22 protein-coding genes and 1 pseudogene are annotated in these 24,907 nt (G+C 70.0%); 3 read left to right on the top strand and 20 right to left on the bottom strand.

The window, feature by feature from the left end:
* Positions 1-470 precede the first annotated feature (470 nt).
* Positions 471-1,223 (top strand): hypothetical protein, encoded by a 753-nt coding sequence (locus KFLA_RS10860; RefSeq protein ID WP_148256599.1) that lies wholly within the window; start codon positions 471-473, stop codon positions 1,221-1,223.
* A 1,350-nt stretch (positions 1,224-2,573) separates the two neighbouring features.
* Positions 2,574-2,906, top strand: coding sequence for a DUF2188 domain-containing protein (locus tag KFLA_RS10855; protein WP_012919836.1), 333 nt, complete (start codon positions 2,574-2,576; stop codon positions 2,904-2,906).
* A gap of 238 nt (positions 2,907-3,144) precedes the next feature.
* On the opposite strand, the gene KFLA_RS10850 is transcribed toward KFLA_RS10855, so the two are convergent.
* Positions 3,145-4,110, bottom strand: a complete 966-nt coding sequence (locus KFLA_RS10850) for a hypothetical protein (RefSeq protein ID WP_012919835.1) — start codon at positions 4,108-4,110, stop codon at positions 3,145-3,147.
* A gap of 127 nt (positions 4,111-4,237) precedes the next feature.
* Here KFLA_RS10850 and KFLA_RS10845 point away from each other — a divergent pair.
* Positions 4,238-5,110, top strand: a pseudogene (locus KFLA_RS10845) (ATP-dependent DNA ligase); the annotation flags it as partial.
* 116 nt (positions 5,111-5,226) lie between these two features.
* Here KFLA_RS10845 and KFLA_RS10840 read toward each other — a convergent pair.
* From KFLA_RS10840 to KFLA_RS10750, 19 genes are all read right to left on the bottom strand, one after another.
* Complete coding sequence (locus KFLA_RS10840) at positions 5,227-5,433, bottom strand: CopG family transcriptional regulator (RefSeq protein WP_148256598.1); 207 nt, start codon at positions 5,431-5,433, stop codon at positions 5,227-5,229.
* Positions 5,434-5,517: 84 nt separating this feature from the next.
* Positions 5,518-5,859: a hypothetical protein gene (locus KFLA_RS10835; RefSeq protein WP_041289265.1), complete on the bottom strand. Its 342-nt coding sequence runs from the start codon at positions 5,857-5,859 to the stop codon at positions 5,518-5,520.
* A 33-nt stretch (positions 5,860-5,892) separates the two neighbouring features.
* A complete protein-coding gene (locus KFLA_RS10830; RefSeq protein ID WP_012919832.1) occupies positions 5,893-6,819 on the bottom strand; it encodes a bifunctional DNA primase/polymerase in 927 nt (308 codons plus the stop codon).
* The gene (locus KFLA_RS10825; RefSeq protein ID WP_012919831.1) at positions 6,816-7,040 is read right to left on the bottom strand and encodes a hypothetical protein; all 225 of its coding nucleotides are present in this window, start codon (positions 7,038-7,040) and stop codon (positions 6,816-6,818) included. The genes KFLA_RS10830 and KFLA_RS10825 overlap by 4 nt, the downstream gene beginning before the upstream one ends.
* Positions 7,037-7,291: a hypothetical protein gene (locus KFLA_RS10820; RefSeq protein ID WP_041289264.1), complete on the bottom strand. Its 255-nt coding sequence runs from the start codon at positions 7,289-7,291 to the stop codon at positions 7,037-7,039. Before KFLA_RS10820 ends, KFLA_RS10825 begins: the two co-directional genes overlap by 4 nt.
* A gap of 159 nt (positions 7,292-7,450) precedes the next feature.
* The gene (locus KFLA_RS10815; protein WP_012919829.1) at positions 7,451-8,323 is read right to left on the bottom strand and encodes a hypothetical protein; all 873 of its coding nucleotides are present in this window, start codon (positions 8,321-8,323) and stop codon (positions 7,451-7,453) included.
* Positions 8,324-8,382: 59 nt separating this feature from the next.
* Positions 8,383-9,927, bottom strand: a complete 1,545-nt coding sequence (locus tag KFLA_RS10810) for a DNA cytosine methyltransferase (protein WP_012919828.1) — start codon at positions 9,925-9,927, stop codon at positions 8,383-8,385.
* Positions 9,928-10,013: 86 nt separating this feature from the next.
* Positions 10,014-10,163, bottom strand: coding sequence for a hypothetical protein (locus KFLA_RS37890; RefSeq protein WP_012919827.1), 150 nt, complete (start codon positions 10,161-10,163; stop codon positions 10,014-10,016).
* Positions 10,164-10,572: 409 nt separating this feature from the next.
* Entirely contained in the window at positions 10,573-12,891 is a 2,319-nt protein-coding gene (locus KFLA_RS10800; RefSeq protein ID WP_012919826.1) for a hypothetical protein, read from the bottom strand.
* A 24-nt stretch (positions 12,892-12,915) separates the two neighbouring features.
* Complete coding sequence (mobF, locus tag KFLA_RS10795; protein ID WP_158307271.1) at positions 12,916-17,595, bottom strand: MobF family relaxase; 4,680 nt, start codon at positions 17,593-17,595, stop codon at positions 12,916-12,918.
* A 247-nt stretch (positions 17,596-17,842) separates the two neighbouring features.
* Positions 17,843-19,318 (bottom strand): DUF2637 domain-containing protein, encoded by a 1,476-nt coding sequence (locus KFLA_RS10790; RefSeq protein ID WP_012919824.1) that lies wholly within the window; start codon positions 19,316-19,318, stop codon positions 17,843-17,845.
* Entirely contained in the window at positions 19,315-20,028 is a 714-nt protein-coding gene (locus tag KFLA_RS10785) for a hypothetical protein (RefSeq protein ID WP_012919823.1), read from the bottom strand. Before KFLA_RS10785 ends, KFLA_RS10790 begins: the two co-directional genes overlap by 4 nt.
* On the bottom strand, positions 20,025-20,228 hold the full coding sequence (locus KFLA_RS10780; protein ID WP_012919822.1) for a hypothetical protein: 204 nt from the start codon (positions 20,226-20,228) through the stop codon (positions 20,025-20,027). Before KFLA_RS10780 ends, KFLA_RS10785 begins: the two co-directional genes overlap by 4 nt.
* Positions 20,225-20,902, bottom strand: a complete 678-nt coding sequence (locus KFLA_RS38275) for an RRQRL motif-containing zinc-binding protein (RefSeq protein WP_012919821.1) — start codon at positions 20,900-20,902, stop codon at positions 20,225-20,227. The genes KFLA_RS10780 and KFLA_RS38275 overlap by 4 nt, the downstream gene beginning before the upstream one ends.
* The gene (locus KFLA_RS38780; protein ID WP_012919820.1) at positions 20,899-21,387 is read right to left on the bottom strand and encodes a hypothetical protein; all 489 of its coding nucleotides are present in this window, start codon (positions 21,385-21,387) and stop codon (positions 20,899-20,901) included. The genes KFLA_RS38275 and KFLA_RS38780 overlap by 4 nt, the downstream gene beginning before the upstream one ends.
* Complete coding sequence (locus tag KFLA_RS10765) at positions 21,384-23,759, bottom strand: TraM recognition domain-containing protein (RefSeq protein ID WP_012919819.1); 2,376 nt, start codon at positions 23,757-23,759, stop codon at positions 21,384-21,386. Before KFLA_RS10765 ends, KFLA_RS38780 begins: the two co-directional genes overlap by 4 nt.
* Complete coding sequence (locus KFLA_RS10760) at positions 23,759-24,001, bottom strand: hypothetical protein (protein ID WP_012919818.1); 243 nt, start codon at positions 23,999-24,001, stop codon at positions 23,759-23,761. The genes KFLA_RS10765 and KFLA_RS10760 overlap by 1 nt, the downstream gene beginning before the upstream one ends.
* Positions 24,001-24,510: a Pycsar system effector family protein gene (locus KFLA_RS39295; protein ID WP_012919817.1), complete on the bottom strand. Its 510-nt coding sequence runs from the start codon at positions 24,508-24,510 to the stop codon at positions 24,001-24,003. Before KFLA_RS39295 ends, KFLA_RS10760 begins: the two co-directional genes overlap by 1 nt.
* A complete protein-coding gene (locus KFLA_RS10750; protein WP_041289260.1) occupies positions 24,507-24,884 on the bottom strand; it encodes a hypothetical protein in 378 nt (125 codons plus the stop codon). The genes KFLA_RS39295 and KFLA_RS10750 overlap by 4 nt, the downstream gene beginning before the upstream one ends.
* Between the last annotated feature and the right edge of the window lie 23 nt (positions 24,885-24,907).

Raw genomic sequence — 24,907 nt, 5'->3', positions numbered from 1 at the left:
GAGTTTTAACCTCGGCCCAGCGTTGTGAGCGCTTGGCCAGCGACCGAATCGGACTTGTGGACAACTTTGGAGCGCCAGGTCGAGATTCGTGCATCCTTGTTGTAGGGCCTCGGGGACGCGGCCACACCCGCCGGACCCGTCACGCGCCGAACGGCTCCGGGGCATCCGACGGGTGCAGGCCACCCCGAGCGCCCGCACGATGACTGGCCGAGCAAGGAAACCGGGCAGCGCAGCACTGATGCCGCGGAGCCCAGTCTTCACGCCCTGACCACTGCAGGAAGCTGCAAATTCACCCGCTGACACGGGATCCGAAGCCCTCTTCTGGCATGGCGAGCTGAAGAGGGTCAGGGCTGATCCTCGGACGGGCTACGGTGCCATCACCTTGGCCAAACTCGGAGGCGACCTTGCAAAGGTACCTGACCCGGCTGCTGAACCGGCGCTCCTGGCCGTTCGTCCTGCTCGGTCAGCTGATGCTGGCCGGCTACCTGTGGGCCGAGATCTCTACTTACTTCGAAACGCGCCTCGGGACGACATACGTGAACTGTCCGGGCTGCGCTTCGAGGGAGCTGCTCAGCCAGTTGGGCGACGTCACCTATTTCCTGGCCGTGGTTCTGGTCCTCGTCGGCGCTGTCGTCTCGCGAGGCGGTGCCGGATGGTTCGAGCCCACCCGGCGACCTCTGCGGGAGTACGCCGCCGAGCTGGCCGCTCTCAGTGTGCTTTCTCTGGTCCTCGTCTTACCGATCATGGTCAGCCTGGCGTGCACCCTTTGGTTCTCACTCGACAGGACCATCGTGACCGGGCAAGGTGGCGAGATCCTGGCCATCCTCGGCTGGGGTCTCGGCATCGGCGTGGCCGGTGCCTGGACCGGCGCCAGCCTAACTCTCGCCGTCAGAAGCTGGCCGGTTGCGACCGGAGTGCTTTGGGTCGCAGCTGTCGCCGAGGTGCTCACCGTCGAGGACGGGTACGGAAACCCGACCATGAACCGGTTAGGCCCCTGGATGCCGATGGTCAACTACAACGCCCTGCTCCACAACGGCACCACGTATCAGATCCACGCTCCCGGCAGCGGTACTCCGCGGAGCACCGGATGGGCCAAGCTCTCCTTCGAACACGGCCTAACGTTTTTCGCCGGCTTCATCCTTGCCGTCGTCCTGTTCGGCGGGATCGCCAGCTTGATCCGTCACCAGCTGGCCAGGAGAGCGGTGGCGGAAGGGCACCGGTAAGTGAGTTGTTCTCGGGGTGCTGCGCACTGGCGAGGTGCTGAACACCAAGGAGATGTCGGCCGCGTTCCGCGAGGCCTGCGCCGAGGACACCCAGCCGACACTGTTGCCGGACGCCCCCGTTTCACCGAGGCGATGGCCGCGAGTTCGGCGCCGACGTGACGCACATACAAGACCCTGACAGGCGGCCTGATGCGAGCAGGGCCACGAGGGTAGCTGTACTAAGCAGCAGCCGCAGGAGCCGGTGGGTCGGCCTCTGCTCCGCCAGTATCGAGGACGAATCGCTGCATGGCCCCCGACTTCGAAGCTGTCGGGGATCACCGCGGCCGGGCCGCCGCCGATGCTGCCCGGCATGCCCGAGGGCGAGACCGACCTGGCCAACTTGTGTCGACCAGCATCACCACCAGCACCCACCCGTGCAGCGGAGTTCTACGCCGACCGGGCAAGAATGGGGTCACAGCCGCTCGACACGACCCGACTGCGGATGCTGGAGCGTCTGCTCAAGTCAGCCCCGGAGAACGGCCACCAGCCCCCACTAGAAGCCGCTGACGCCGTAGATCGGGCGACGACGCCGTCCATCAGGCCCGAGTTCAAGGTGCCTCCTGGGCCGACATCGGCGACGCGGCCGGCATCAGCCGCCAGTCCGCGCACGAGCGCTGGGGACGGTAACAGTCCTTATCAACAGGTCGTGAAGACCCTGGATTTTGCATGACCCGGGTACGAGTCGCCGCCGATCAGCTACGGATCTCCGTGACCACGGTCCGTGGTGCACGCCGAGCGGAAGATCCGCTGTTGAGGTCGGAGCGGCAGCGTCTCAACCAGGTGACCGAACTAACCACCTAGACGACACAGGCTCGGGAAGTTCGCTGACGTATTCATCCAGACCGCGATCCTGCGCAAAGACGCTCGATCGCGCCTTGTCAAACGGCAACATGTCGTCAACGAGCGTTCGATACTCGGGCTCTTCCGCCCTGGTAGCCCCGTGTCTCCGGCGGGTCTGGGAAAAGTTGTCTGGCCTTCCGCGCACACTGACACAGTCAGTCCGCTACTAGACCCCTAGGAGGTCGTCATCGAAACGACGCCGCCCGCTCACCCGCCCGACAAAAAGAAGGTCAGAACCACTCGCCGTGTCTGGAAAACAATGCGGGTGATCCTGACCCTCTGTTCGCTGCTGTACCGCTGGTGGGACGACTGCTGATCTAGCAGCCACCAACCCGGGGCTGGTCCTGTTGACGCAGGGCCAGCCCCTTCAGCGTAGAGCGCTGGCGCTCTGGGTCAATCACCACGGCCAACGCATACGAAGTTTCGTCGCACAGTCACCCAGGGCCAGGCCAGGGCGGGCCACCCCTGCCGGTGGGGTCAGGGCACGATCCGACCAGGGCCCTCTGCCGCTCGGCCGGTTGCTACGCCGCGGCGTACGGGGTACTGGATCCGGACACCGATCTGATCCGGGAGGTTGCGCTGCCAGCAGGTGATGTCGAGACGTACTACGCGGCGGGTGCGTGGCACAGTCGGGTTCAGGGCGAGGCCGACCCGTTCTTCAGCGGCGGCACGAAGGCTGAGCAGGTCGCGAAGGGCCGCGACGAGGCGCGCCGGCGCCAGGTGGAGCACATCATCAAGAACGAGGACGGCCAGATTGCCGAGCGCAACAGCTACGGCCACGATCCGCGCAGCGTCCCCGGGTAGCCGGTGAGCTGAGTGGCGCCTTCACGGGGGAAGGCCAGCTCGGGATCGACGAGGTTGCCGGCCGATCTGGTCGGACCGGTCGACGTCGAGCTCGCGCGCCTGGTCGAGACGATTCCGGGCGAATCAGCGCTGCCTGGCGGCAGTCGCTTCGATATCAAGTGGGATGGATATCTTCACTGAACTCTGTGAGGGTTTCCGGCCGATCGTTTGCAGGGTGGGTTTTGGCCTGTTCGGATACTCAAGTTGTTGGGCCGTCATTGATCGGGAGAGCCAGGGCGCGGCCAGTCTCCAGGGCAGCAGCGACGCTCTTGGTCAGCTGTTGCTTCAGCTCGACGGCTTCTTCACTCAACTTCTCGACCAGCCTCGACTGATCGGTCGTCGCGGTGCTGGCCAGCAACTCGATGTAGCCGTCGTCATCGCGCAACGCTTCCTGCAAGGCTGCCTCTGCTCGCACGATCGCATCCGCTTCGCGGACCTGTTCGGCGTACTTCTCCAAGGTGGCAACCTTGCGCTCCATCGCCTCCTCGGTCACCCGCAACGCCTCCGCCTGTGATCCGAGTGCACCGGCCAGGTCGGCATCCAACGCTCCAGCGCTGATATCGCGGTGCCGTGCCCGTAGCACCGACAGCTTTTGCAGAACTTGCCCAAGGTCCCACAGTTGTTCCGGCAGCACCACGTCGTTGTGGATGTCGTCCAACAGACCACCCTTGCTGACCTCGGCTTCCCTGACCGCTCGAACGGCCGCCTGAGCGCGGAGCATCAGTCTCTGAGCCTCCGCGTCCCAGTCCTTCGCGTGCAAGTACTTGCCGTGGTACTCGTACGCAGCGGTGCTCTCCACCCGCCCCGTACTCGCGGCCCACACCATCAAGGCAAAGAACAACAGCCCGATCACGCCGAGACCGCCCGACACCCAGCTGGCCGCTCCATCCGGCAAGAGATCCACGGCAAACGAAGTGACCAGGCCCCAGGCGGCCACCTCTACGACCAGGAAACCGATCAAAGTGCCCAGGGTGCCGAACGGGCTAGCCCGTAGGTCCGAACGTGGCTTCACAGCAGGAAGATTCGCCGCAACCATGACGCCGGGCTCGCTGAGCAGCAACTCGCGGTCATCGTCCGGCACCTCGGGCGCGAAAACCGGCTCTGGCTCGGCCGATCGCGACGCCCCTGGAGCCTGTTCCTCACTCAACGTATCCACCCACTCCATCACTCTCCCGGCGCACCGGGTAAGCCACCCGCCCAGAGCAATTGACGTTACCCGCACTCGTTCGGTTCCCGTGGCCAGGGCCACATCGGAGCCGTGAAGAGTTCAGTCAACTGGCCGCGCGGTCGTCGTCCGCGACGTCGACGGGGCGCGGATCTGGTCGCGGCAGCGCAAGGAACTCACCGACCGGTTCCCCGACGTCGCCGCGGCCGCGGCCGCCCAGCTGCCCGCTGGCGCTGTCGTCGACGGCGAGCTGGTGATCTTCCTCGACGGCCGGCTCAGCTTCGACGCGCTCCAGCGCCGCCTGGTCACCACGCCGGCCCAAGCCCGCAAGCTGGTCGCGTCGACGCCGGCGCCGTACGTCGCGTTCGACCGGCTTGCCTACTGCGGGGTCGACCTGCGGACCCAGCGCTGGACCAGCCGCCGTGCCCGGCTGGAACAGATCGCCGCGCGGTGGCAACTGCCGTTGCAGGTCTCGCCGGTGACCGCGGACCTCGAGGAGGCGCGGGAGTGGTTCGACGTACTGCCCGAGGCGATGGGGATCGAGGGCCTGGTCGTGAAGGGCGCGAACTCCCGCTACGTCGGCGGCGAGCGCGGGTGGCTGAAGGTGAAGCGCAGAGACTCCGTCGAGGTGATCGTGGGCGGGGTGATCGGGCCGATCGAACGGCCGGAGGTGGTGATCGCCGGCCGGTACCGCGACGGGGAACTGGTCGTCGTCGGGCGCACCGTGCCGCTGAACCCCGCCCAGTCGGCCGAGCTCGGCACGATGCTGCGCCCCGCCCGCTGCGGGCACCAATGGCCGGACGAGATCGCCTCGCAGCGCTGGGGCGGGAAGGACTCGAAGAAGCCCCTGACCAAGGTTCGCCCGGAGGTGGTGGTCGAGGTCAGCGCCGACGCAGCGATCCAGGCCGGCCAGTGGCGCCACCCCCTGAGGCTGCTCAGGCCCCGCGCAGACCTGCAACCAGAAGACGTCTCAGCCCTTCCTGACAGCCCGGCCGGATGACCACGCCCGGGAGAGCACGAAGCCCCGGCGCGTAGCCGGGGCCTCATGTTGCTCACGGTTCAGAGTTCCCACCGCGGACTCTGGGCTACTGAAGTAGTCACCACCGAAGTCACGTTTCAGCCCATGAGGACGATTTCGCGGACACGCTGCTCGCCGTTCTCATCGGTCTCGACCACGGCGAGTTTGTTGCCCTTCGCGACTTCGTCCTCGACGAACTGCAGTACCGAGATCGCGCGGCGGATCGTTTCGGTGACCGAGGCCGCGCGCCGGCTGGCCAGCAAGCGCAGCACTTCCATCGTGTCGCGAGCCAGGTTCACCGACAATCTGGCGATCCCAGTCTCCGTGGCTGGTTCCTTCTCCAAAGCCGCCCTGCAGCCGGATCGTGGCACCTTGGCCGCGCTCGGCCATCAGTTGCGCTTCTCGATCTTGCGCAGTTCACCCTCGGGCGCCCACGAGAACCCGCCGTCGGCCTGCCGAATCCGCGCGATCCACCGGCCACCCTCGCGGACCCAGGCGTCGACCGCCCCGACCGGCTGCCAGATCCGCTCGACCGCGACCGGCGGGTCGACCCGCCGTACCGTCTCGGGCAGGCGGTGGCCGTGCGCGTCGTACTGCAGTTCCAGCTCGGCGGCCTCAGCAACGGCCTGCTGCCGGCTCAGCCCGGAACCGCGCCGCCCGTTAGCGGCGTTATCCCAGACCGACCAGTCGTTATCCCCGTTGCCAGGGCGCACAATGAAGCGTCCCACCATGACCCCAGAGTGCCACACATTCGAAAGCATGTTCTACTGACGGAGAGTCACGGTTCGGCGCGGATGCCGGGCGCCTGCGGTGAGCCCGGAGCTTATCGTGCGGCTGGCTTCACTGCGGTCGAGCCCGAGGCGGCCGGCGGCGGACAGCAGCTCGTCGCGGGCTGTGCTCTGGTCAAGAAGGTCGGCGCCGACGAGTTGGCCCAGGGCGAAGGCGGCGCGGTTCAGGGTGTCGTTGCGGTGTCCTTCGGTGGCGGCCAGGAGTTTGTCGAGCTCGCCGCTGACCGCGGCCAGGGTGTACGCGCTGGCGTCCTTCAACTGCTGTGTGGCGGTTCGCGCGGCCGTGGGCTGATCAGGGCTGCGGGTCAGGGCGCCGGTGATCCATGCGGGCAGAGGCTGCGGCGCTGTCAGGCTGGTGGTGGCGTACCAGCCGGCGAAGGTGACTGATCCGGCGGCAACGACGTAGCCCCCGTGGCCGCGGGTGTCGATCTTCCATCCCAGCCGCCCGGCGGTGTTGCCGAGCCTGATCCCGTCTGGCTGCCGGAAGTACAGGTGCGAGCCGCCCGAGGCGGTAGCGACGGTGTAGGTGGCGGGAAGCTCCTGGCCGGCGTCAGCAGCGAGCAGGGCGAGCACGTCACCGCCGCTGGCCGCTCCGCGACTGTGCCAGGGTTCCGGCGCGGTGTCGCCGGCGCCTTTGGGGCGGTCGAGGTCAACGACCACCAGCCCGGAGCGGCCGGCGGCGACGCCGATGTTGTACGGGGCGCGTCTCCAGATCTGGGCGATGCTCAGGTGGTCGGTGGTTGCGGCGTGCTCCCAGTCCTCCACTGCCGGGGTCTTGCGGCCGGGTACGAGCGGGAACACGGCCATGCCGCGGTCGGCGTGCCAGTGCGCCGCCCGGCTGAGCAGCTGCTGCCCAGCGTCCAGCTCACCCCGGCGGGTTCGCGGCCTGGTCGCGCGGGTCACGGTTCCAGTCCTTTCCGGTCGCGGTCGACCCGCTCGGTCCGCACGCGTTGCGCGGGCGGGGCGCCGTGCTGGTCACGCAGTTCGAGGTAGACACGGACACCGAACGAGCCACGGTTGGGGTAGGCACGCTCCCCGCCGGCCACCTCGAACTCGACACGCAGGTGCTCGACCAGCCGCGCGATCTCCTCAGGCTCTCCGGACAGCCGGACCTTGATCGTCACCTCTGCTCCCCCATCCGGGTCAGGGCGTCGCGGTCGCCGTTGAACAGCACGTACAGCGGCCCCCGGTCGGGCAGGTCGTCCACGTCACACCGGGCCGGAACACCCTCGTCGGGGCACTCGACGGTGCCGGCGTAGTAGTCGCCGTCCTCGTCCCAGAACAAGATCCAGGCGACGCCGGCGGCATCGAGCACAACCGGGCAGGTACCCGGCGCCCACGTGATGAGCCGGTCCAGGTCGTCAGCGGTGGCCACAACCGCACCGTTGGGAATCCTGGACGGGAAGTGCCCACCCTCCCAACTGCCGCTGCCCTCACAAGGCCATGCCAGGCCGCAGCGAGTGCAGGTGACGCCGTGGGATGCGGCGTGACTGGCGGGGTCGAGGCCGTCGTGAGCGGTGTCGTTGGTCACGGGTCAGTCCTCCGTGATGGCGTTCGTGGGTACGCCGTAGTGGGTGAGTTCGGGGATGCGCAGGTGCGGCCAGTGGCCGGCGGCCAGGACCGCCTCGTGCATGCGGAAGTTGCTCCAGTCCGGAAGGAGTCCGCCGGGCAGGGGCGTGGCGGCGCGGGCGTGCTGGAACAGCTGCGACTCGATGCTGGAGTCCCACCCGTTGGTCTGGTCGGCGAAGTTGTCGCCCGGCTCGTTGGGGTCGAGCAGCCGGACCGTGACGGGTACGTGGGCGGGCAGCAACGATCCAGGGTCGGTGCGCAGCCGCTCGGCCTCGGTGTTGATCGTGTCGACGACGGCCGCCCGGTAGCTGGCCAGGTCGGCGTCGTAGAGGTCCCAGATCAGATCGTCGACGGCCTGCATCCGCTCCAGCTCGTCGACGGTGAGCTGGCCCCGCCCGACCACGACAGGTCGCCCGTCCGGACCAGGCTTCTCCACTGCCTCGTACCTGGAGCCGAACAGCTCGCGCCCGATGTGGTCCGCGCTGGCCTCGTACACGAGGTAGACCCCGAGGTCGTCAAAGGCGTCCTCCGGATTGATCACGACCTCAACCGGCGCGGTTCGGTAGCTCATCAGGTAGTCGTCGTCTTCGCCGACCGTGCTGGCCAGCAGACTCCGTACGCCGGCGGCCTCCCACGATCCCGGTCGGCCGGCGATCACGGCCTGGCTGCTGCCGAGGTTCGCGGCGACCGTTGCGAGCAGGTGGGTGATGAACTCGGCGCCGTCTCCGGGCCGCTGCCCGGCGTTGATCGCGCGGATCGCGCGGGTCACTGCGGTCGCGGCCACCTGGAAGTCGTCCGGTTCGCTGGTGCTGGAAGTGTCGTTGGCGGGGATGGTCATGTCGCCCTCCTGAGGGGTTGTGGGGATGGGGGCGGGCTGGCGCCCGCCCCCGGTGAGGTTCAGGTGGTGGTCAGGCCGGTGAGGTCGTGTCCGAGGGATTCGGCGACGGCGGCGATCAGGTCGCGCGCGGCGGGTGGGGTGACGGCGTTGCCGAGCTGGCGGACCTTCTCGCGCTTGTTGCCCAGCACCACGTAGCCGTTGGTGAACGCCATCCCGGCCGCGACCTCGTGCGGCTCCAGCATCCGGAACAGGCAGTCCTCCACCGCGACGGTTCGCGGCTCCAGCACCGACTGGTGCCCCGCGGTCGTGAGCGTGCGCAGCGTCTCGGTCGCGGGTGTGCACATCTCCGCCCCGCCGGTGCGGGAGCTGTTGTTCCGCATCACGAGCGCGTACCGGTCGCGGGTAGTGAACGTGCCGTGCGGCTCCGTCGTCTGTCGAGTGGTGGCGTTGCCGTAGTACGGCATCAGCAGTCCGTGGTGGTTGCCTGCGGCAGCGAACGTGTCGAACGGGTCGGACGCTTGCTTGGTCGTGTTGTTGTTGCGCAGCGGCACCACCAGCGCCTCGGACTCCCGCGTGGTCCTGGTCCGCATCACGTCGGCCACCGTGGTCGCGGTCTCGTTCCAGGTCCCACCCGCAGGGACCAGCAGCCCGGTCTCGTTGCGGGTCGTCATCGTGCGCAGCGCTTCGGCCAGCGGAGCGGCGGTCTTGCCGTCGCGGCCCTCGACCGGCACCAGCAACTCCGGCTTGGCGTAGCGGGCCAGCCCGGCCCGAATCCGCGCCATGGTCTTGTCGGCCAGCGGCCGGGCCCTGTCCCCGATCCGCTCCCCCGTCAGGCTCCAGTCGATCGCCGCCGCCGCGGGCAGCCAGCCCGGCTCCACCACCTGGTTGCGGCAGGCCACGTTCGGGCAGCGCCACACGTACTGCGCCCGGTAGCGTCCCCAGGTCCGTTCCGGCTTCTTCCACGCCTGCATCGCCCGCACCACCCGGTCACACCCAGTGCAGTACGCGTTCGGCCGGGTCCACCGGTTCAGGTCCGGGCACCCCGACGGGCGCAGGTGAGCCACCACGTACAGCCGGTCCCTGGACTGCGGAGCCGGGAGCCCACCGGCTTGGGCGTGCATGCTGTTCAGGTAGACCACGTGCACGCAGTAGCCCAGTGCGTCCAGCCCTGAGCGCCACGCCGGCCACAGCACCCACAGTGCTGCGTCCACGACGTTCTCGACCACGATCGCGTCGTAGCGGTGGTGCTCGGCGAACCGCACCACGTCCCACATCGTGGCCCGCGACCGCTCGGCCGCCTCGTCGGGCAGGGTGTCGCCGAACAGGTCCGGCATCGCGTCCACGTTGCGCTTCTTGCCCTTGGCCTGGGAGTGGTTCGTGCACTCCGGCGAAGCCCACAACACATTCGTGCGCGGGTAGCGGCGCGGCTCGACCTGCGACAAATCAGCACAGTCATGGTCGGTGCCCGGGTGGTTACTGTTGTGCGTCTCCACAGCCAGCTTCCAGTGGTTCGCGGCCAGCTTCACCGTCACCCCCGGCACCTGCACCGCACCGGTGCTCGATCCCCCGGCACCGCAGAACAGGTCAGTCATCGTCAGCGTCATCGGTTTTCAACCCCTTCGTGGTTGGTGCGGGGAGCGCCGGTGGGTGTCTGGTGGTCCTTCACCACAGCGCTCCCCGAGTCAGGTGGTCAGTCGGCGGTTTCGAGGTGTTCCATCAGCACGGCGTCCGCGTCGTCCGGAGTCGGTCCGCAGAACTCCTGCCCGCACGAGCAGGTGCTGACGAAGTCGTCGCCGTTGTAGGGGTGTTCGCCCAGTGGGGTGGCGTCGCGGTGGTTCATCACTTGGTGCCTCGCGCGCTGGACGGGCAGCCCGGTCGGCCGCAGCCGACCTGACGCTGCGGGCTGCACCACGGCGGGCAACTGCTGGTCTGCTGGGTGGTGGTCGTTGTCTTCGGCATCTGGGTTCCCCTGTCGCTGGTGGCCGTTGTGTGACGGCAGCCCCTCGGGGGCCTGCCGGCAACTGCCGTCTGCCGGGCCGCTAGAGGCTCCAAGAACAAGAGGGTTCTCGGCTGGTGGACAAGGAAATAAGCGAGCGCAGCGAGCGCCGCCGTCCTCCAGGCGAGAACCCTCTTGTTCTTGGAGGGGGCGGTCTGGCACCAGGCCACCAACCCCAGCCACAGAAGGGACTTCGTCCCGGCCGAAGGCCGGGATGCTTGCCCACCCGGCGGGCGGGCAAGCATGGCTAGCATCAGTTCTCGCCGTAGCTGCCCAGCTCGGTCGCCGGCGCGCTGTGGTCGTGCTGCTGGGTGGCCTGGGCTGTCGCGGTGTGGGTGTGCTCGGCGCGGGTGTCGTCGGCGTTCCACTGGGCCAGTTCGGCCTCGCGATCGCTGGCGGCTTGCCGCTGGTCTTCCTCGATGCGTTCGTGGACCCGTTGCACGGCCAGCTGGGCACGGGTGACGGCGACCGTGCAGCTACTGGTCTCGGTTACAGGTCGAGGCTCCAGCGACGCCGGCGCAGCGTCATCGGCTTGGTGGGCGTTCAGGTCGTCGCGCGGATGCTCGGCTTGGCGTTCGGCCTCGTCGTTCGCTGTGGTGTCGTCCCGGCACGCATCGCCGCTGCTCTCGGCGGCCTCGGCCGCTGCCCGCTCCTGCATCGCGCGCAGGTACACCTCGTCCTCGAAGACGACAAGCTCCAAGTCATCCTGCTCGACGTTCTGGTCGGCCGCGGTCGTCACTTCGGCCTCGTTCTGTTCGGTGCCGCCCGCTTGGCTGGCGTCACGGTCCATCACGTCGGGTGCGGCCTCCCATCCAGCGGCAAGCCATCTGGCCTCAGACTCGGCGTCGCTGGGAATGTCGGCCTCGTGAGTGTCGGCATAGGTCTCGCTAGTGCGGCTATCGCTGCCGCGCGGTTCGTCGCGGTGGTCGTGGTCGAGAAGCTCGGCCCGGGCACCGGTGGTGTTGTTGCTCAGCCGATGGACGGCGCTGTTGATCGCATGCTCGGTCACCAGGTCGTCCGCGCAGGCGTCGTCGCTGCGGGGCAGCGTGAGACCTTGCGTGGTGAGTTCCTTTTCGATGCGGGCCTGGACGAGGTTTCGCTGCTCGGTGATGTACTGGTGGCGGTCGTCAGCGGCCAGGGCGCCCACGACGGCGTTCCACTGGTCGGCTTGGGCTTGTTCGGCCAGTCGGTGGGCCGCGTCGCGGTACTGCGCGGCGGCGGTGGAGTCGCCGTTGACGACCGCTTGGTCGGCCTGGTGTGACAGGGCCTGGACCACAGCCTGTTGGCCAAGGTCTGGCGGGTCGAGCGCCATCCACTCGTCGGCGTTGTCGACGCGGGCGCTCGCGCGGACCGGGCTGGTCACGGCCTCGTCAGCGCGGGTCGATGCGTACAGCGCCGGGAACAGTTCGCGGTAGCGCTGGTCGACGTCTGCCGATACATCGACGTCGTAGGCCCGATCGCCGCTGCCGCTGGGGTGCAGGTCGGCGGGGACGGTGAACCTGTCGGCGGCGCGGTCGAAGCGGGCGTTGTGGATCGCGGTCGCCTCGTCCAGGGCGGCCCCGAACGCGGCCTGGTCGAGGCTGGCCAGCCGGCCCGCTTCGAAGTCGGTCGGGCTCATTTCTGCGGAGTTTTCGTACTGGTCGAGCAGGGCGGCCACATGGTCGGCGTACTCGGCCAGCACCTGCGCGCGTTCGTGGTTGCCTGTGGTGCGGGCGTCGTTGGCCACGGCCAGGACCCAGGCATGTATTGCTGCGGCGTGGTCACGGACCTCCCAGCGAACCGGTGCCGGCGGCTGGTATGCGGTGGTGTCAAGGATCGGGTGCCGCTGCTTGGCCGACCAGCCCGGCAGCGTGGCGAACAGCTGCTCGTACCGTGGCAGCAGCACGTCCGGATCGACTGCTCCAGACGGCGCAACCTCGTCCGGCAGCGTGAAGCCGGGGCCCGGGTAGAGGCGGGCGTTGAAGTAGCGGGCGTGCTCTTCGGCCTCCCGCAAGAACGCTTCCCGGTCCACCCCGGCGGGCGCGTCCTGGCCCTCGGAGCGGTAGAAGTCCGCCTGCAGCGTGTAGGTCTCGACCAGGGCGTCCAGCTGGGCGTGGAACTCGTCTATGACGGCGTACCGGTGATCCTGGCCGTTCTCGACAGCCGCCCACTGCTCGCCGTTCAGGTAGCCGCGGACCCTGGTGACATCCGCGGCCGGGTGGTACCCGGCCGTCGACACGTCGCTGGCTGGCTCAGTGGGCCCGAAAACGACGTCGGCCGCGGCTTGGTCGTGGGACAGGTGCGCTCGGCCGATCGCGTCCCACTCGGCAAAGCGCGCCGGCAGGTCCGCCTCGGTGACGCGGCCGGTGTCGAGGTCGTGCGCGATGTAGCCGAGTTCCTCGCCCATGGTGCGCCAGATCGCGTCATAGGTGCTGGCACGGGTGGAGTCTGGTGTGGTGTCGGCCAGCTGGCGCAGGGCGTTGAGCCGATCAACGGCCGGTGCCAGAGCGGGATCGGCGGGGACCTGCGGGTCGCCGAGGATCTGTTGCAGTCGTGCGGCGATGCGGCTGGGCCAGGTGAAGCGCTCATTCATGGGTGTTGTCCTTTCGGGGTCGGGTCAGTCGTCGAGGCTGAGCGAGTTGTGCTCGTCGCGACTGGTGGTCGTTGTGCGGCTGTCGCTGTGGTGGGTGTCGTCGGCGTGCCAGCGGGCGAGTTCTTCCTCGCGGGCGGCGTCCTCGGCTGCCTCGACCGCACTGTCGGCTTGTTCGCGCTGGCGCAGCTCGATGAGGGCGCGCTGGGCGCGGCGGATCCCTTCGGCGATTTCGTCGGCGCTGGGCACGCGCGCGGTCGCGGATTCGAGGACGCGGTCCTCGTCGCTGGCGATGACCCGCACGTCGGCGGGCGCCAGCTCGTTGTGCATGGTTGATGTGTCGTCGCGGTCGACCGCTGCCTCGTCGGCGGTCTGCTCGTCGCTCGTCTGGTGGTCGGTGTCGTCCTGCGAGACGGTGTCGTCGACCGGGTCATGCTGGTCGACGAGGTCGGCGTCGGGAACGTCGGCTACGTCGATGTACTCGGCGCCTTCGCCTGGGGCGGTGAGCTGGTCGTGGACCGGTTCGGCTTCCGCGAGCTCGTCGCTGGCCCGGGCGGTGCGCAGGTCGTGCTCGCGCTCGGCTGCGATGTCGGTGAAGTCCTGTTCGTCGGTGATCGCGCGGTGCGGGTCCTCGGCGCGGCGGGCGTCGCGTTCGGCGGCGAGCCATTCCGCGGCGGTGGTGCGCTCGTCGGCTGCGGTGACGTCTCGGGCGTCGAGTTCGCGCGCGGCGCGGCCGGCCGCGGCCCTGGTGGCTGCGGTGTGTGCGAGCCATTCACCGCGCGCGGCCTCGATCGCTTGCAGTTCGGCGGCGCGGGCGTCGTGGGCCTGGGCCAGTGCGCGGGCCTCGGCGGCTTCGGCGGCGAGCTTGTCGCGTAGCTGCGGGTCGCTGCTGGCAGCGGCTTCGGCGTCTCGCAGGGTCGCCTCGGTTCGTGCCCGTTCGGCGGCCTGGGCCGTTCCCGACAGCTCTTCGCGGACGTAGGGCGGTGCCCAGGTCTGCTCACGCTGGTATGCCGCGACCCGGACACGGAGCTGCCCGGTGGTCATCTCGGCTTCGGCGCGCTGGTCGGCGGGCCGGCCGAGTGCGTCCCACGCGGCGCGCCAGGCCGCGTAGGTCTCGGTCTGTCCGGCGGCCGGCGCGGGGCCGATCGCGTCGGTGTCGGTGTCGTACCCGGCCAGGTCGCGGTAGCCGGCGACCGCGGCGGCGCGCGCGATCCAGGCTTCGCGCTGGTCGGGGTCGCTGTGGTCGGGGCAGTTCCCGATCCAGTCGGTCAGCCAGGCCGGCGACTGCTCGGCCAAGTCGAACGCGAGATCGCGAGCGGTGGCGTCGGCCTGGGTTGCCAGCTCGCGCAGGTAGGTGTCCCATTGCGGGTCGCCGGTGTGCGGGAGCCGCTCGGAGTAGGTGGTGCCGTTCGGGTCCAGCGGCACGTTTTTGGTGATCCGGGCGTGGATCACGTTCGACAGTTGCTTGGCGTCGTCCAGGCCGCGGCGCTCGATCGCGTCGATCAGGACCGGTCGCGGGTCCTGTCCGGCCAGTTCGACGCGGCGCAGCAGACTGGTCAGGGTCGCCGCGCCGGCCTCGCTGGCCAGTGCGGTGCGCTGGGCGTCGGTGAGCAGACCGGCTGCGGTGGCCTCGTCGAGCCAGTCGGCGGCGCGGCTGGCGGTGGCCAAGGTGATGCCGTCGGCCAGCAGCTCGGCCGGCGTGCGGTGGCGCGCGGCTTCGGTGGCGGACTCTTCGCGGGCCTCGGTGGCCGAGCGCTGGCGGCGTTCGTCGTCGCTGTCCATGATCGAGGCCAGCACCGCGACCGGTGTTCGGTGCAGCGAGGCGGCCGTCTCGCCGGTTTCGGCGTCGGCCGCGGCCGAGCGGGTGACGACGTAGATGGTGTTGGCGTGGCGCCCGCGGCTGGCCTCGACGTACAGCGCGTTCAGCGACGTCGCCGAACTGGCCACCGCGTGGGCTGTGTCGACGCTGAGCCCTTGGGCGGAGTTGACGGTGGCGGCGTAGCCGAGCGCGACGTGCTCGGCGACGTACCGGGCGGGCAGGGTCATCGTCTCGTCGGGCACCCGGTCGCGGGTGCCGTGCTGTAACGGCGCGACCCGCAAGGAGCCGTCGGGCAGTACTTGCAAGACTTCGTACTCGCCGCGGTTGATCGCGGCGCGGCGGTTGCCAGACAGCCGCGCGACGCTCCAGTCGTTCTTGCGGGCCTGGATCAGGTCGCCGCGGCCGGCGTAGGTTCCTTGCAGCCCGAGCTGGACCCGGTGCTTGTCGTCGACGAGGCCGAGGTTGACCAGCCGGTTGCGCAGCTGGGCCGCGACGCGGGCGGCTTGCTCGTTGGTGTCGACGATGAGCAGCGAGTGCTGGCCGTTGAGGCGGTCGGCCAGCCAGGCGTCCCCGGCGAGTGTCTCGGCGCGTTCGACGTGGCCGCCGTCGATGATCCGGCCGTGCCGGTGGTACTCGCCCAGCACGGTCTGGTCACCGGTACGCAGCCGCAGCGACGCTGGGCCTTCCCAGTCGGCGGCGAAGCGGTGGGTCTGGGTGAGTTCGTGGGTCAGTGCCTGGCCGGTGACCAGGCCCATGCCGCCGCCGGCGCCGACCGCGGCGAGCTGGCGCTGGTCGCCGACCAGCAGCAGTTTCGCCTCGGCCTGGTCGCACAGGCGCTGGATCGAGGCGAGGTCTTTGGTGTTGGCCATGCCGGACTCGTCGACCACGACCAGATCACCCGCGCTCAGCGCCCACGCCTTGTACTCGCCGCTGGCGGTGCCGGCGGCGATGGAGGCCTGGGTTTGCAGCCAGCGGGTGATGTTGCGGGCCGTGACGCCGTCGGCGGCCAGTACCTCGGTCGCGACCTGCGACGCGGCCAGGCCGACGACGCGGCGCTGCTGGCCGTGCCACAGCGCGGGGTCTTCCCATGCCTTGGCCAAGGCGCCGACGACGCGGGATTTGCCGGTGCCGGCTGGGCCGATCAGCGCCTCGACCTTTGCGCCGGAGCACAAGATGTTCTGCACCGCGGCGGCCTGGTCGCCGCCGAGTTCCAGGCCGCGGTCGGCGAGCTGGCGCACGAAGTGCTTGGCGTGCTGGGCGGTCATCACCGGCGCGCCGTGGGCGTAGCCGGCGCGCGCCAGCGCCCGCTCGGCGTTCAGGTGGCCCGGTGTCGCGAACGTCGCCCGGCCAGGTGCCCGGTACGACGATTCGCCGTTGGCCAGGCGCAGCTGCTCGGGCAGCTGGCTGGTCCCCGGCCGCTCCGCGTCCAGCGCCACCGCCCGCTCCAGGCCCTTCGCGGTCAGCCCGTCCAGCAGCTCGATCAGCTCGCCCGGTTCCATCGCGCCGAGCTCATCCGGCAGAGCCAGACTGATCGCGCGGGTCAAGTCACCGGCGCGCCACTCGGCCTGGGTCTCCTGCACCCTGGCCAGCGCCTGCTCGAGAACCGCGTCGGCGTCGAAGTCCTGCACCGCCGGCTGAGCCTGACGGGTCGCGAGCACCTGATCGGCGACCCGCCGCAGTCCGCCGGACACCTCGGCGCGCAGCTCCGCGTCCCACCGCTCCAGGCGTTCCGCGACAGTTTCGCCGGTAGGCGACTTCGCCTTGCGGGTAGCCAAGGTGGCCTGCTGCTGGAGCCGGTCCAACTCCAGGCCGTTCGGCGCCCGCTCGAACCGCTCACGAAACTCATCCACCAGCGCGGCGGTCTTCTTCGTGATCGCGCGGCGCCGCGTCGAGAACAGGTCCATCACGTCCTGGTCGATCCCGACAATCTCGCGGGCCTCGCCATCGTCGCGGAGCTTGAACTGCACCCCGAGCGTCCGGGTCAGGTGCTGTTCCAGCACCCGCTCCCCCACCGACCCGGCCGCGGACTGGTACTTGTACATCGCCTTGGAGTCGAGAGTGCGCCACTTGCCGTCCGCGCCCTGGACCCGGTTCAGGATCGCGTTGTGGACGTGCAGCTGCGGGTCGTGCTCGCGGCTGTCGTGCTGGAAGAACGACGCGACTGTCCACTCGTGGGCGTCGGCCCACCGGCCACTGGCGCCGCCGTGGTGCCCGACCCGCACATACCCGGCCTTGTCGGCCAGGTAGTCCAGCGCGGCCCGGTTCCCTGCCCAGATCGCTTCCTCGACCGCTTCGCGGTGCTCCGTCCAGGTCGCGGCCTCGGTCTCGGCCCGGTGCACCGCTTGCTCGAACCGGTGCACCGCGGCCACGTCGCCGGTGCGGTGCGCCTCGGCCAGTGCACCGCGCGCCGCCTGCACCGCACCACGCGCCTGCACCTCCTGGGCCTCGAAGGCGGTGTGCAGGACCGTCACCGACTTCTGCACCGAGAACGTCGCATCGTGAAACGTCACGTTCTGCTGCGCCTTCTGGCCCGCCTGCACCATCAACTCGGTGCGCCGCTCCGCGTCCGCACCGGGCTCACGAGCCAGTGCGGCCTGGTACAGCTGCTGCTGGGTCTTGTACGCCCGCCCGGTATGTCCCAGCGTCTGCGCCTCGTCCCACTTCGCCGGGTCGCGGAAGTGCTCGTCGCGCGGATCGATGAAACGCTCATACAGCGCGGTCATGTCCTGGGTGTCGACCTCGCCGGCCAGGCCCAGCGCCTCCGCGCCCCGCCCGTACCAGCGCCCCGGCGGCTCCCCGGCCGCCGTCGCGCCGGTGTAGTAGTTCTCCCGCCCGGTCGCGACCGCGCCGGTCAGATAGTCGGCGGAGTGCCCACTGACGACGCTCATCACCATGCCGCACCCCCGGCCAGCGGCCCGCCCGCAAACCCCGCTCGCGACGGCGCCGGAGCGCGGCCAGCCCACCGACGACAAACGGAGTCGGGGCTCCATCTGATCGTGATGCCATGGTGTGTATCGAGGTTCTTCATCCTGCATGTCTCTGCTGAGGGGTGGTCGATCGGGTTTTCGGACCTGGCTGCTGCGGATGTCTGGCTGACTTGGCTGCTGGTCGCTGATCGGGTCTTGCTGGGGGTGTTCATCGGGTGCTCGTTTCGAGTTCGCGATCGGTGGTGGTCTCGTCGCTGCCGTTCTCGTCGTCGTCGGTGCTGGTTGCTGGGGTGGGCTTCCCGGCCTCGGTGACGAGCTGGAGTTGTCCGGCGATCTGCGGCGCGCCGGACGCGGCGGCGGCCCCGCCTCCTTCGGTGGGCTCGGCCCACCCGGCCATCTCCTGCAGGCGCTTGGCCCGGGGGAAACCGACCGGGCGGCCGAAGGCTTCCTCGGTAACGCGGCGAATCTCGCGCTGCCCCAGCGGCGCACCGCCGTGCTCGGCGGCGTGCCGCACCACCGCATCGAGCAGTTCGGCATCCGACGGCCCCGCGGTCTTGCGCGGTGCAGCATCGGGCGTCTCATCGGCCCGGCGCGGTGCGGGCGCACCGGAGGCGGTGTCGCCGTGCACCGGTACGGCTGGTGCGGTGCGGGTGGCGTGGTGCACCGGTGCACTGGGTGTGTCGGAGCGGAGCGCACCGAGCAGGTAGGCGACCAGCCACAGCGGTGCACCGGCGGGCTCGGCCTCGGCCCGGGGCGTGTCGGCGCCGGTTGTCTTGTCCGGCTCGGGGTTGGTCGTCAAACCGAGCGCGGCGGAATCGACCAGGGCGAGCAGTTCGCCAGGCGTAAGCCGTCCGCCAGCGGGCAGCAGGGCGGCGAGTTCGCTGGCCGACAGCAGACCGTCGCGGATCGTCTGCAGGCACGCGCTCCGGGCCGCGCGGGCGGCGTCGAACGGCCACAGCTTGCGGCTCGGGCACAGTGTCGCCAGCCGAGACGCCATGCGCACGACTTGCTGGACCAGCGCCCGCGCCGCGACCGGATCGTCGGTGCCGGTCCTGGACAGGTGCAGCCACACGCGGGTGGTGATCACCGGCGAGGTGAACCAGGTCAGCGCCGACAGCCGCGGCCTGGCCGGCTGGGCCAGCTTCATGTGCAGGCGCAGCAGATGCGCGAGCATCTCGACCAGCACCGCGTAGGCCAGCGGCGCGAGCGCGTGCGCGACCGCATCGGCGATCCCGGCGGCGGTGTCGACGTTCAGCCACACCGTGCCGCCGATGAACACGTACGTCGTCACCAACGCGCCCGGGATCCGCCAGCCCCGGGTCAGTGCCGCGAGCCTCAGCGCCGTGCAGGCGACGATCATGCCGTCGGCGACCAACGGCACCAACGGGCTGTTGAACCTGACCGACACGGCACCGAACGAGCGCACACCGCCGATGACCGCCACACCGGATGCGGCGACGATCGCGACCGTGATCAGGACCCGACGGCCGGTGAACGCGCCGCGCTGCCCAGCCTGAGCTACCGAGCGAGCCGCACGGCGGATCAGCCAGCCGATCGCGACGGCCATCGCCGCGGCCACGACCAGCGCGGTCAACCCGGCCGCGATCATCGGCCCGGTCAGGTCGTCGCCGGCCGGCACCCAGCCCGGTACAGCACTGGCCTGTGCGACGGTGGCGGCGGTCATCGCCTGCCTCCTTCGGTGGTGGGGACGACGGACAAGCCGCCGGGGCGGGTCGTGGTGATCTGCTCACGGGTCGGGACCGGGCCGGGCTCGTTGCGTCGCTCGGTCCACCAGGCGACGATGTCGTCGGCGGCCTCGACCAGCGGCACCGAGACGGTGGTGCTGCCGGGGGTCTGGTCGCGGTGGGCGAGCAGGTCGCAGCCGTCGGCGTAGGTCTCGATCCGTTTCGTGACGCCGGGCCGCTGCCGGTCGTGCCAGTCCCCGGCCAGCCGGACCTGGGCCTGTGGACCCTGGTAGGCGGCGGTCCAGGCGAACATGAGCCAGACCAGTTCCTCCACGATCTCGCCGTGCCACATCCAGCACGCCGGCAGCGACTTGCGCGCGTCGCCGTAGCGCAGGTAGATGTCGCGCATCCAGGCGATCAGGTCCCCGAGCAGCTGCTGCGCGGGCTCGGGGTCGTCCAGCGGCAGGTTCAGCCACGACGGCACCGGCTCGGCCTCGTCCTTCTTCCCTGCCGCCGGGGCCTTGCGCATCGCCTCACCCAGATCGGTCACGGCCTGGGCGAGCTGGGTCACCTGCGTCGCGCTGGCAGTGTTCCTCAGGCCCTTCTTCATCGCCGCGTGGTCGCGGCGCATGGCCTCGAACTCGCGCGACAGCGCCGACACCGCCGCCAGCGCAACCTCGCCGGGCTCGGTCAGGTCGTCGTGCTTCATCCCTGGTTCTCCTCGTCGTCTTCGGCGCCGGTCAGGTCGAGGACCGCCTGGGGGTCCAGCGCGACCCGGCCCGTCACGCGGCCGTTCTCGTCGTAGGCCAGGTCCGCGGTGATCCCGCGCCGGCCAAGCTCGATCACCGCCTGGTAGGCGCGCAGCTCATCGCCGGGCGACCCGGTCTGCGATCCGATCGGGGTGGTCATGCCGCTCCCTGGTCCAGTCCGGCCCACTCCTGGCCGGTCTCGGTGTCGGCCGCGGCGTCGGCGACCTGGTCGTCGCGTCGCCAGGCGGCGTACTGCTCGTCCACCGCCTGCTCTCCGTCGCGGTCGGCGTGCTGGTTGTCGGCGACAACGGTCGCGACCGTTGCGGCGGCACGCTCCACCGCCGCGGTCGCTTCCCGCTGCTCCGCCGATTCCTCCACGTCCTCGGCGTCGTCGTCGGTGTCAGCGGCTTGCCAGCCATGCAAAGTGCGCCAGGCGTCGGTGCCGCCCTCGGTCGGCGTGACACCGGCCGCGTGGCAGTCGCCGCACAGCCGGTCGGTGGTCCGCACGAAGTGCTCGACCGGACCGCACTCGGCGCACACCTTCCGCGCCGCCAGCGCCTTCTGCACCGCCCCCAGCTGCTTGTCGGTCGCGGTTCGCTTGGTCTTGGCTTTGTCGTCCACGTAGAGCCACGCGAACCGGCGATCCCGCTTCCACGTCAGCCGCGCGAACGGCTCCTGACCACCGCGGCACAGGCCACGCTCGCGCAGCTGGCGGCGGGTCGACAGCCCGGACGGGGCCTGGCCGAACTTGAACTCCGGCAGGCCGTCACGGACCCGGCCGGGCCAGCGGCGCCCGTCCCACAACCGCACCCACTCCACCTCGCGGCCGGTCATGACCGGGCCTCGGTGAGGAACCACACGGTCTTGCCGGTGCTGGCGGCGTACTCGATCTCGCGCCGGGTCGAATCGCCGACGTAACCGCCCGGGTTGACGACATAGACACAGTCGGCGAGGTCGATCTTGGCCAGGTGCAGCCGGTCGAGCCGTGCCTTGGCGTCGTCGCTGACCTGGTCGCCGTCATGGACGAAGACACCAGGCGCGAGCACGATGTACCCGGCCAGCGTCAGTTGCCGGTTCACCGAGGCCATGGCGTCGCGGAACCGGGTCGACCCGCAGATCGTCACGATCCGGCCGGTCCGCCGGCCCAGCGCTGCGGCGACCTCGTGAGCCGCAGTCTGCAGGTCGGCGACCTGCCGTCGCAGCGCGACCAGCTGCCCCCGCTGCACGTGGATCGTGTTGTCGCGGACACGACAGGCGTCGCAGATCAGCGCGTGGCCTCGCGCTCGCGTTGGCCGACGCAACCAGGTCGGTCGCCTCATGACTGTCCTCCGGTCGCGCGGTCGTCGCGAGCCACGAGCTCGCGCTGCTGTGCGCGGTCGGTGTCGCGTGCGGCCAGGGCAGCGCGAGCGGTGCGGGTGGCGGTGGTGAGTCGCCTGCGCGCGATCAGCTCCCGTACCGGGTCGGCCGCTTCCAGCCACGCCACAACAGCAGTGGCGCGGTCACGCAGCCCACCGGCCGCGACCTGCGCATCCCCGACGAGCGGGACGAGCATCCACGAGCACCGGTCCAGCAGCCACTGCCCGGCCCTGTCCTCCGCACGGTCGGTCGCGGCGGTCACCGCCTTCACCGCGGACTGGTTCACGAACCAGGCCTGCACGGCTGCGACCCGATCGGCGTAACGTTCGGCGCGCACGTCCCAGGTCTGGTAGTACATGCGGGTCTTCACCACGACCGGCGGCATGTTGTTGCTGATCACCAGCATCTGGCGGGCACGCAGCTCCCCGACCTGTCCCGGCGTCAGCACCGGCCTGCTACGCAGCGACTCTTGCTTCGACCCGGTCGAGCGGTCACGGGTGACGGCCGGCTCATCGCGCTCACCGGCCAGCGTCGACCAGTACTTCAGGTCGTCGTCGTCGCCGGAACCACCGAACACGACCTTGGTCGCGGTGTTGGTCAGCAACGCACCGGTCGCGGCGTCGCCGAACCGTTTGCGCAGCTGCGCGCGCGACTGTGCCGCGATGTGCATACAGATCCCGCGCGACCCGAAGTCACCCGACCACTTGTCCAGCGGAATCAGGCAGATCAGCGCGGCCTCATCCAGCACCATCGTCAAGAACGGGTCCAGGCGCTGCCCCGGCAGCCCGGCCGCGATCGTCTCGGCGCGCCGTGCCAGGTCGGCCGTCAGCGACGTGACCAGCGGCGCGATCTTGTTGTCGTCCTTGCCCAGCAGATACACCGACCCGCCGGTGGCCAGCAGCTGCTCGATGTCGAACTGCTGACCGCCCGGCGCCGCCGCCTCGACCGCCGACTCCACCGACAGCCACGACAGCGCGGGCATGATCCCGGTGGTGATCGAGGACTGCGTAGCGGGGTTGTTCTTGAAGAACTGGGTGGCGTCCGACACCATGCCCTCGGCGGCTTTGCCGGACAGCCTGAGCTCGAACAGCACCTCGCTCATCGCCGTCTCCGACGGGTTCGCGACCCAGCGCTGCACGTCGAACATCGAGTAGCCGCCCAGCGCCGCGGCGTGCAGCAACGACTTCAGGACGTGCTTGGCGAACCCGTCCCACCGCTCGCCGGCACTGTCGCCGCCACGGCCGATACCGTCGATCAGGTCGGCCGCGCGGTCCATGGCGGTCGCCGCGACCTCGCACCCGGTCAGCGGGTTGAACCGCACGAACGAGACGCGATCGTCGGCCGCCAGCTTCGCGGCGAGCTTGGATCCCGGCTGGACCACGCCTGAGGGGTCGAACACCCACACCGGGCCATGCGCCGCGCGGCACCGGTAGGTGTGCTCCAGCAGGTCCAGCTTCGTCGAGGTCGTGATCAGCGCGCCCGGCGCCTTGCGGGCGTACTTCATGATCTGCTGCGTTTTGCCCTTGCGCGGGCCGCCGAACGTGATCGTGTGGTCCTCGGCCGACGACCACACCGAGAACAGCCCGACGCGGGCGATCTTCACGCCCAGCTCGTCGAGGCGGACCCGGCGTCGCGCCCACCGCGACACACCCGCCAGGTGCGGGCGCAGCTGGACGGCCTTGCGGCGCAGCACCCGCGCCGACGCGCCCTTCCACACATCCACCGACGACGCCATACCGTCGGTCTCGCGGCCGGCCCGCCCGAGGCGACGCAGCAGACCCCGCGAACTCGACCGCGACAACACCAACCGCGCCACCGTCGCCACCAACACCACGGCCCCGGCAGCGACGAGCATCCACCAGTAGCCGCGCACACCGACCGAGGCCGGCAGCACCCGCGCCAGCAGCCCCGCGTACAGCAGCCAGGCCGCGAACACCACACCGGCACCGACCGTGCGGTTCACCGCCACCAAGGCCAGCGACACCGCCACCAGCACGCCCGCAGCGATCAGCCAGCCACCCGCACCACCGGCCACGTGCGTCGCCGACGCCACCACGCCGGCCAGCACCAGCCACAACGGCACCGCCAGCAGCAAGCCGGTACCGACCCGCCAAAACAGCAACAGCCCCGTCGCGACACCCACACCGCCGGCACCAGCCATCCACCACCCGGCCTTCACCACACCGGCCACCAGCGAAGGAAACTGCGCCGTCAGCGACGCCGAAGCCGACGGCGCCAACTGCACCAGCGTGACCCCCGCCACCACCAGCAGCACCGACAAGGCCAGGAACCTCGGCATCACCACGCCGTCACGAGCACTCGGCCGACGCATCATCACTGCACCTCCCCTTCATCGCGACGCGCCGCTGCGTCGTTCGCGCTGTGATCGACGGCCTTGCGCGTGGCGCTCGCCGGCGGGGCGTCGGTTGCCTCGATCAGCAACCCGGCCGCCACGTGGTACGGCAGGCCCTCGCGAGTCGCCAGCTCCAAAACCTGGCGCCGTGCCGACACGTAGGCGATCCCCGCGTGAGCCGAGAACTCGCGCGCGGCCCGCTTCAACCTCTTGTCCGCGGTCATCACGCACCACCGACCAGCACGCCGGCCACCGCAAACACCGCACCCAGAACGACCGCGACGAACGACACCCGCAGCCACTGGTGCTTCGTCCAGGCGATGTCAGCCAGCCGCTTGGCCTGGTGCACCACCGCCACCAGCGGGTCAGCGACCTTGTCGAGGTACGTCGACGAGAGGTGGTTGTCGACCAGCTGCTCGACCGAGCGGACCCGGACCGCGCCGAAGTACAAGAACTCCCCCGGCACCAGCGCATCAGCCGGACGGTGCAACCGCGGCACCACCACCAACAGCGCGGAACCCAGCGCCACCGCCAACGCCACCAGCGACAGCCCGAACGACACGCGCACACCCAGCGGCGAACCGTCCGACTGCGACACCAGCGTCAACACGACCGCCGCCAGCGCGGTCTCCACCGTCGCCGCGAAACCCGCCTTCGTGTCCGCCTTGTCGATCGCCGCCGCGGCCGAATCGTGCATCCGCCACGCCAGATCAAGACCCGCCCGGCCGCTCATCGAGCACCACCCGCACGCATCGGCTCGTCCGGCTGAACGTTGTCGCGGTAGGACATGTGCGCTCTGAGGGTCTCCATCGACTCCCGCGTGATCGCCACCGACTGAACCTCGACCCCGCCGAAGCGACGCACCGCACGGTAGTGCGCACCGCCGCAAGCGAACCCGGCCGTCACACCCAGTGCGGCCGCCACGTCGTTGACCTCGTCAACCTCGGCCACGAAGTCCTCGCCGCGCGGCCAGATGTCCGCCTGCACCTTCGGCAGCGGCAGCTCGGGGTGATCCGCCACGAACGCGGCCAGCTCAAACAACCCACGGATCAACGCCGCACGATCCGCCGGCACCTCCAACATCCCGAACCGCGGCACCCACTCCATGCCGCCCTGAACCTCATCAGTCA

Source organism: Kribbella flavida DSM 17836 (assembly GCF_000024345.1).
Taxonomy (GTDB): domain Bacteria; phylum Actinomycetota; class Actinomycetes; order Propionibacteriales; family Kribbellaceae; genus Kribbella; species Kribbella flavida.
The sequence above is the reverse complement of the archived record's forward strand: the minus strand, read 5'-3'. Positions and strand labels throughout refer to the sequence as shown.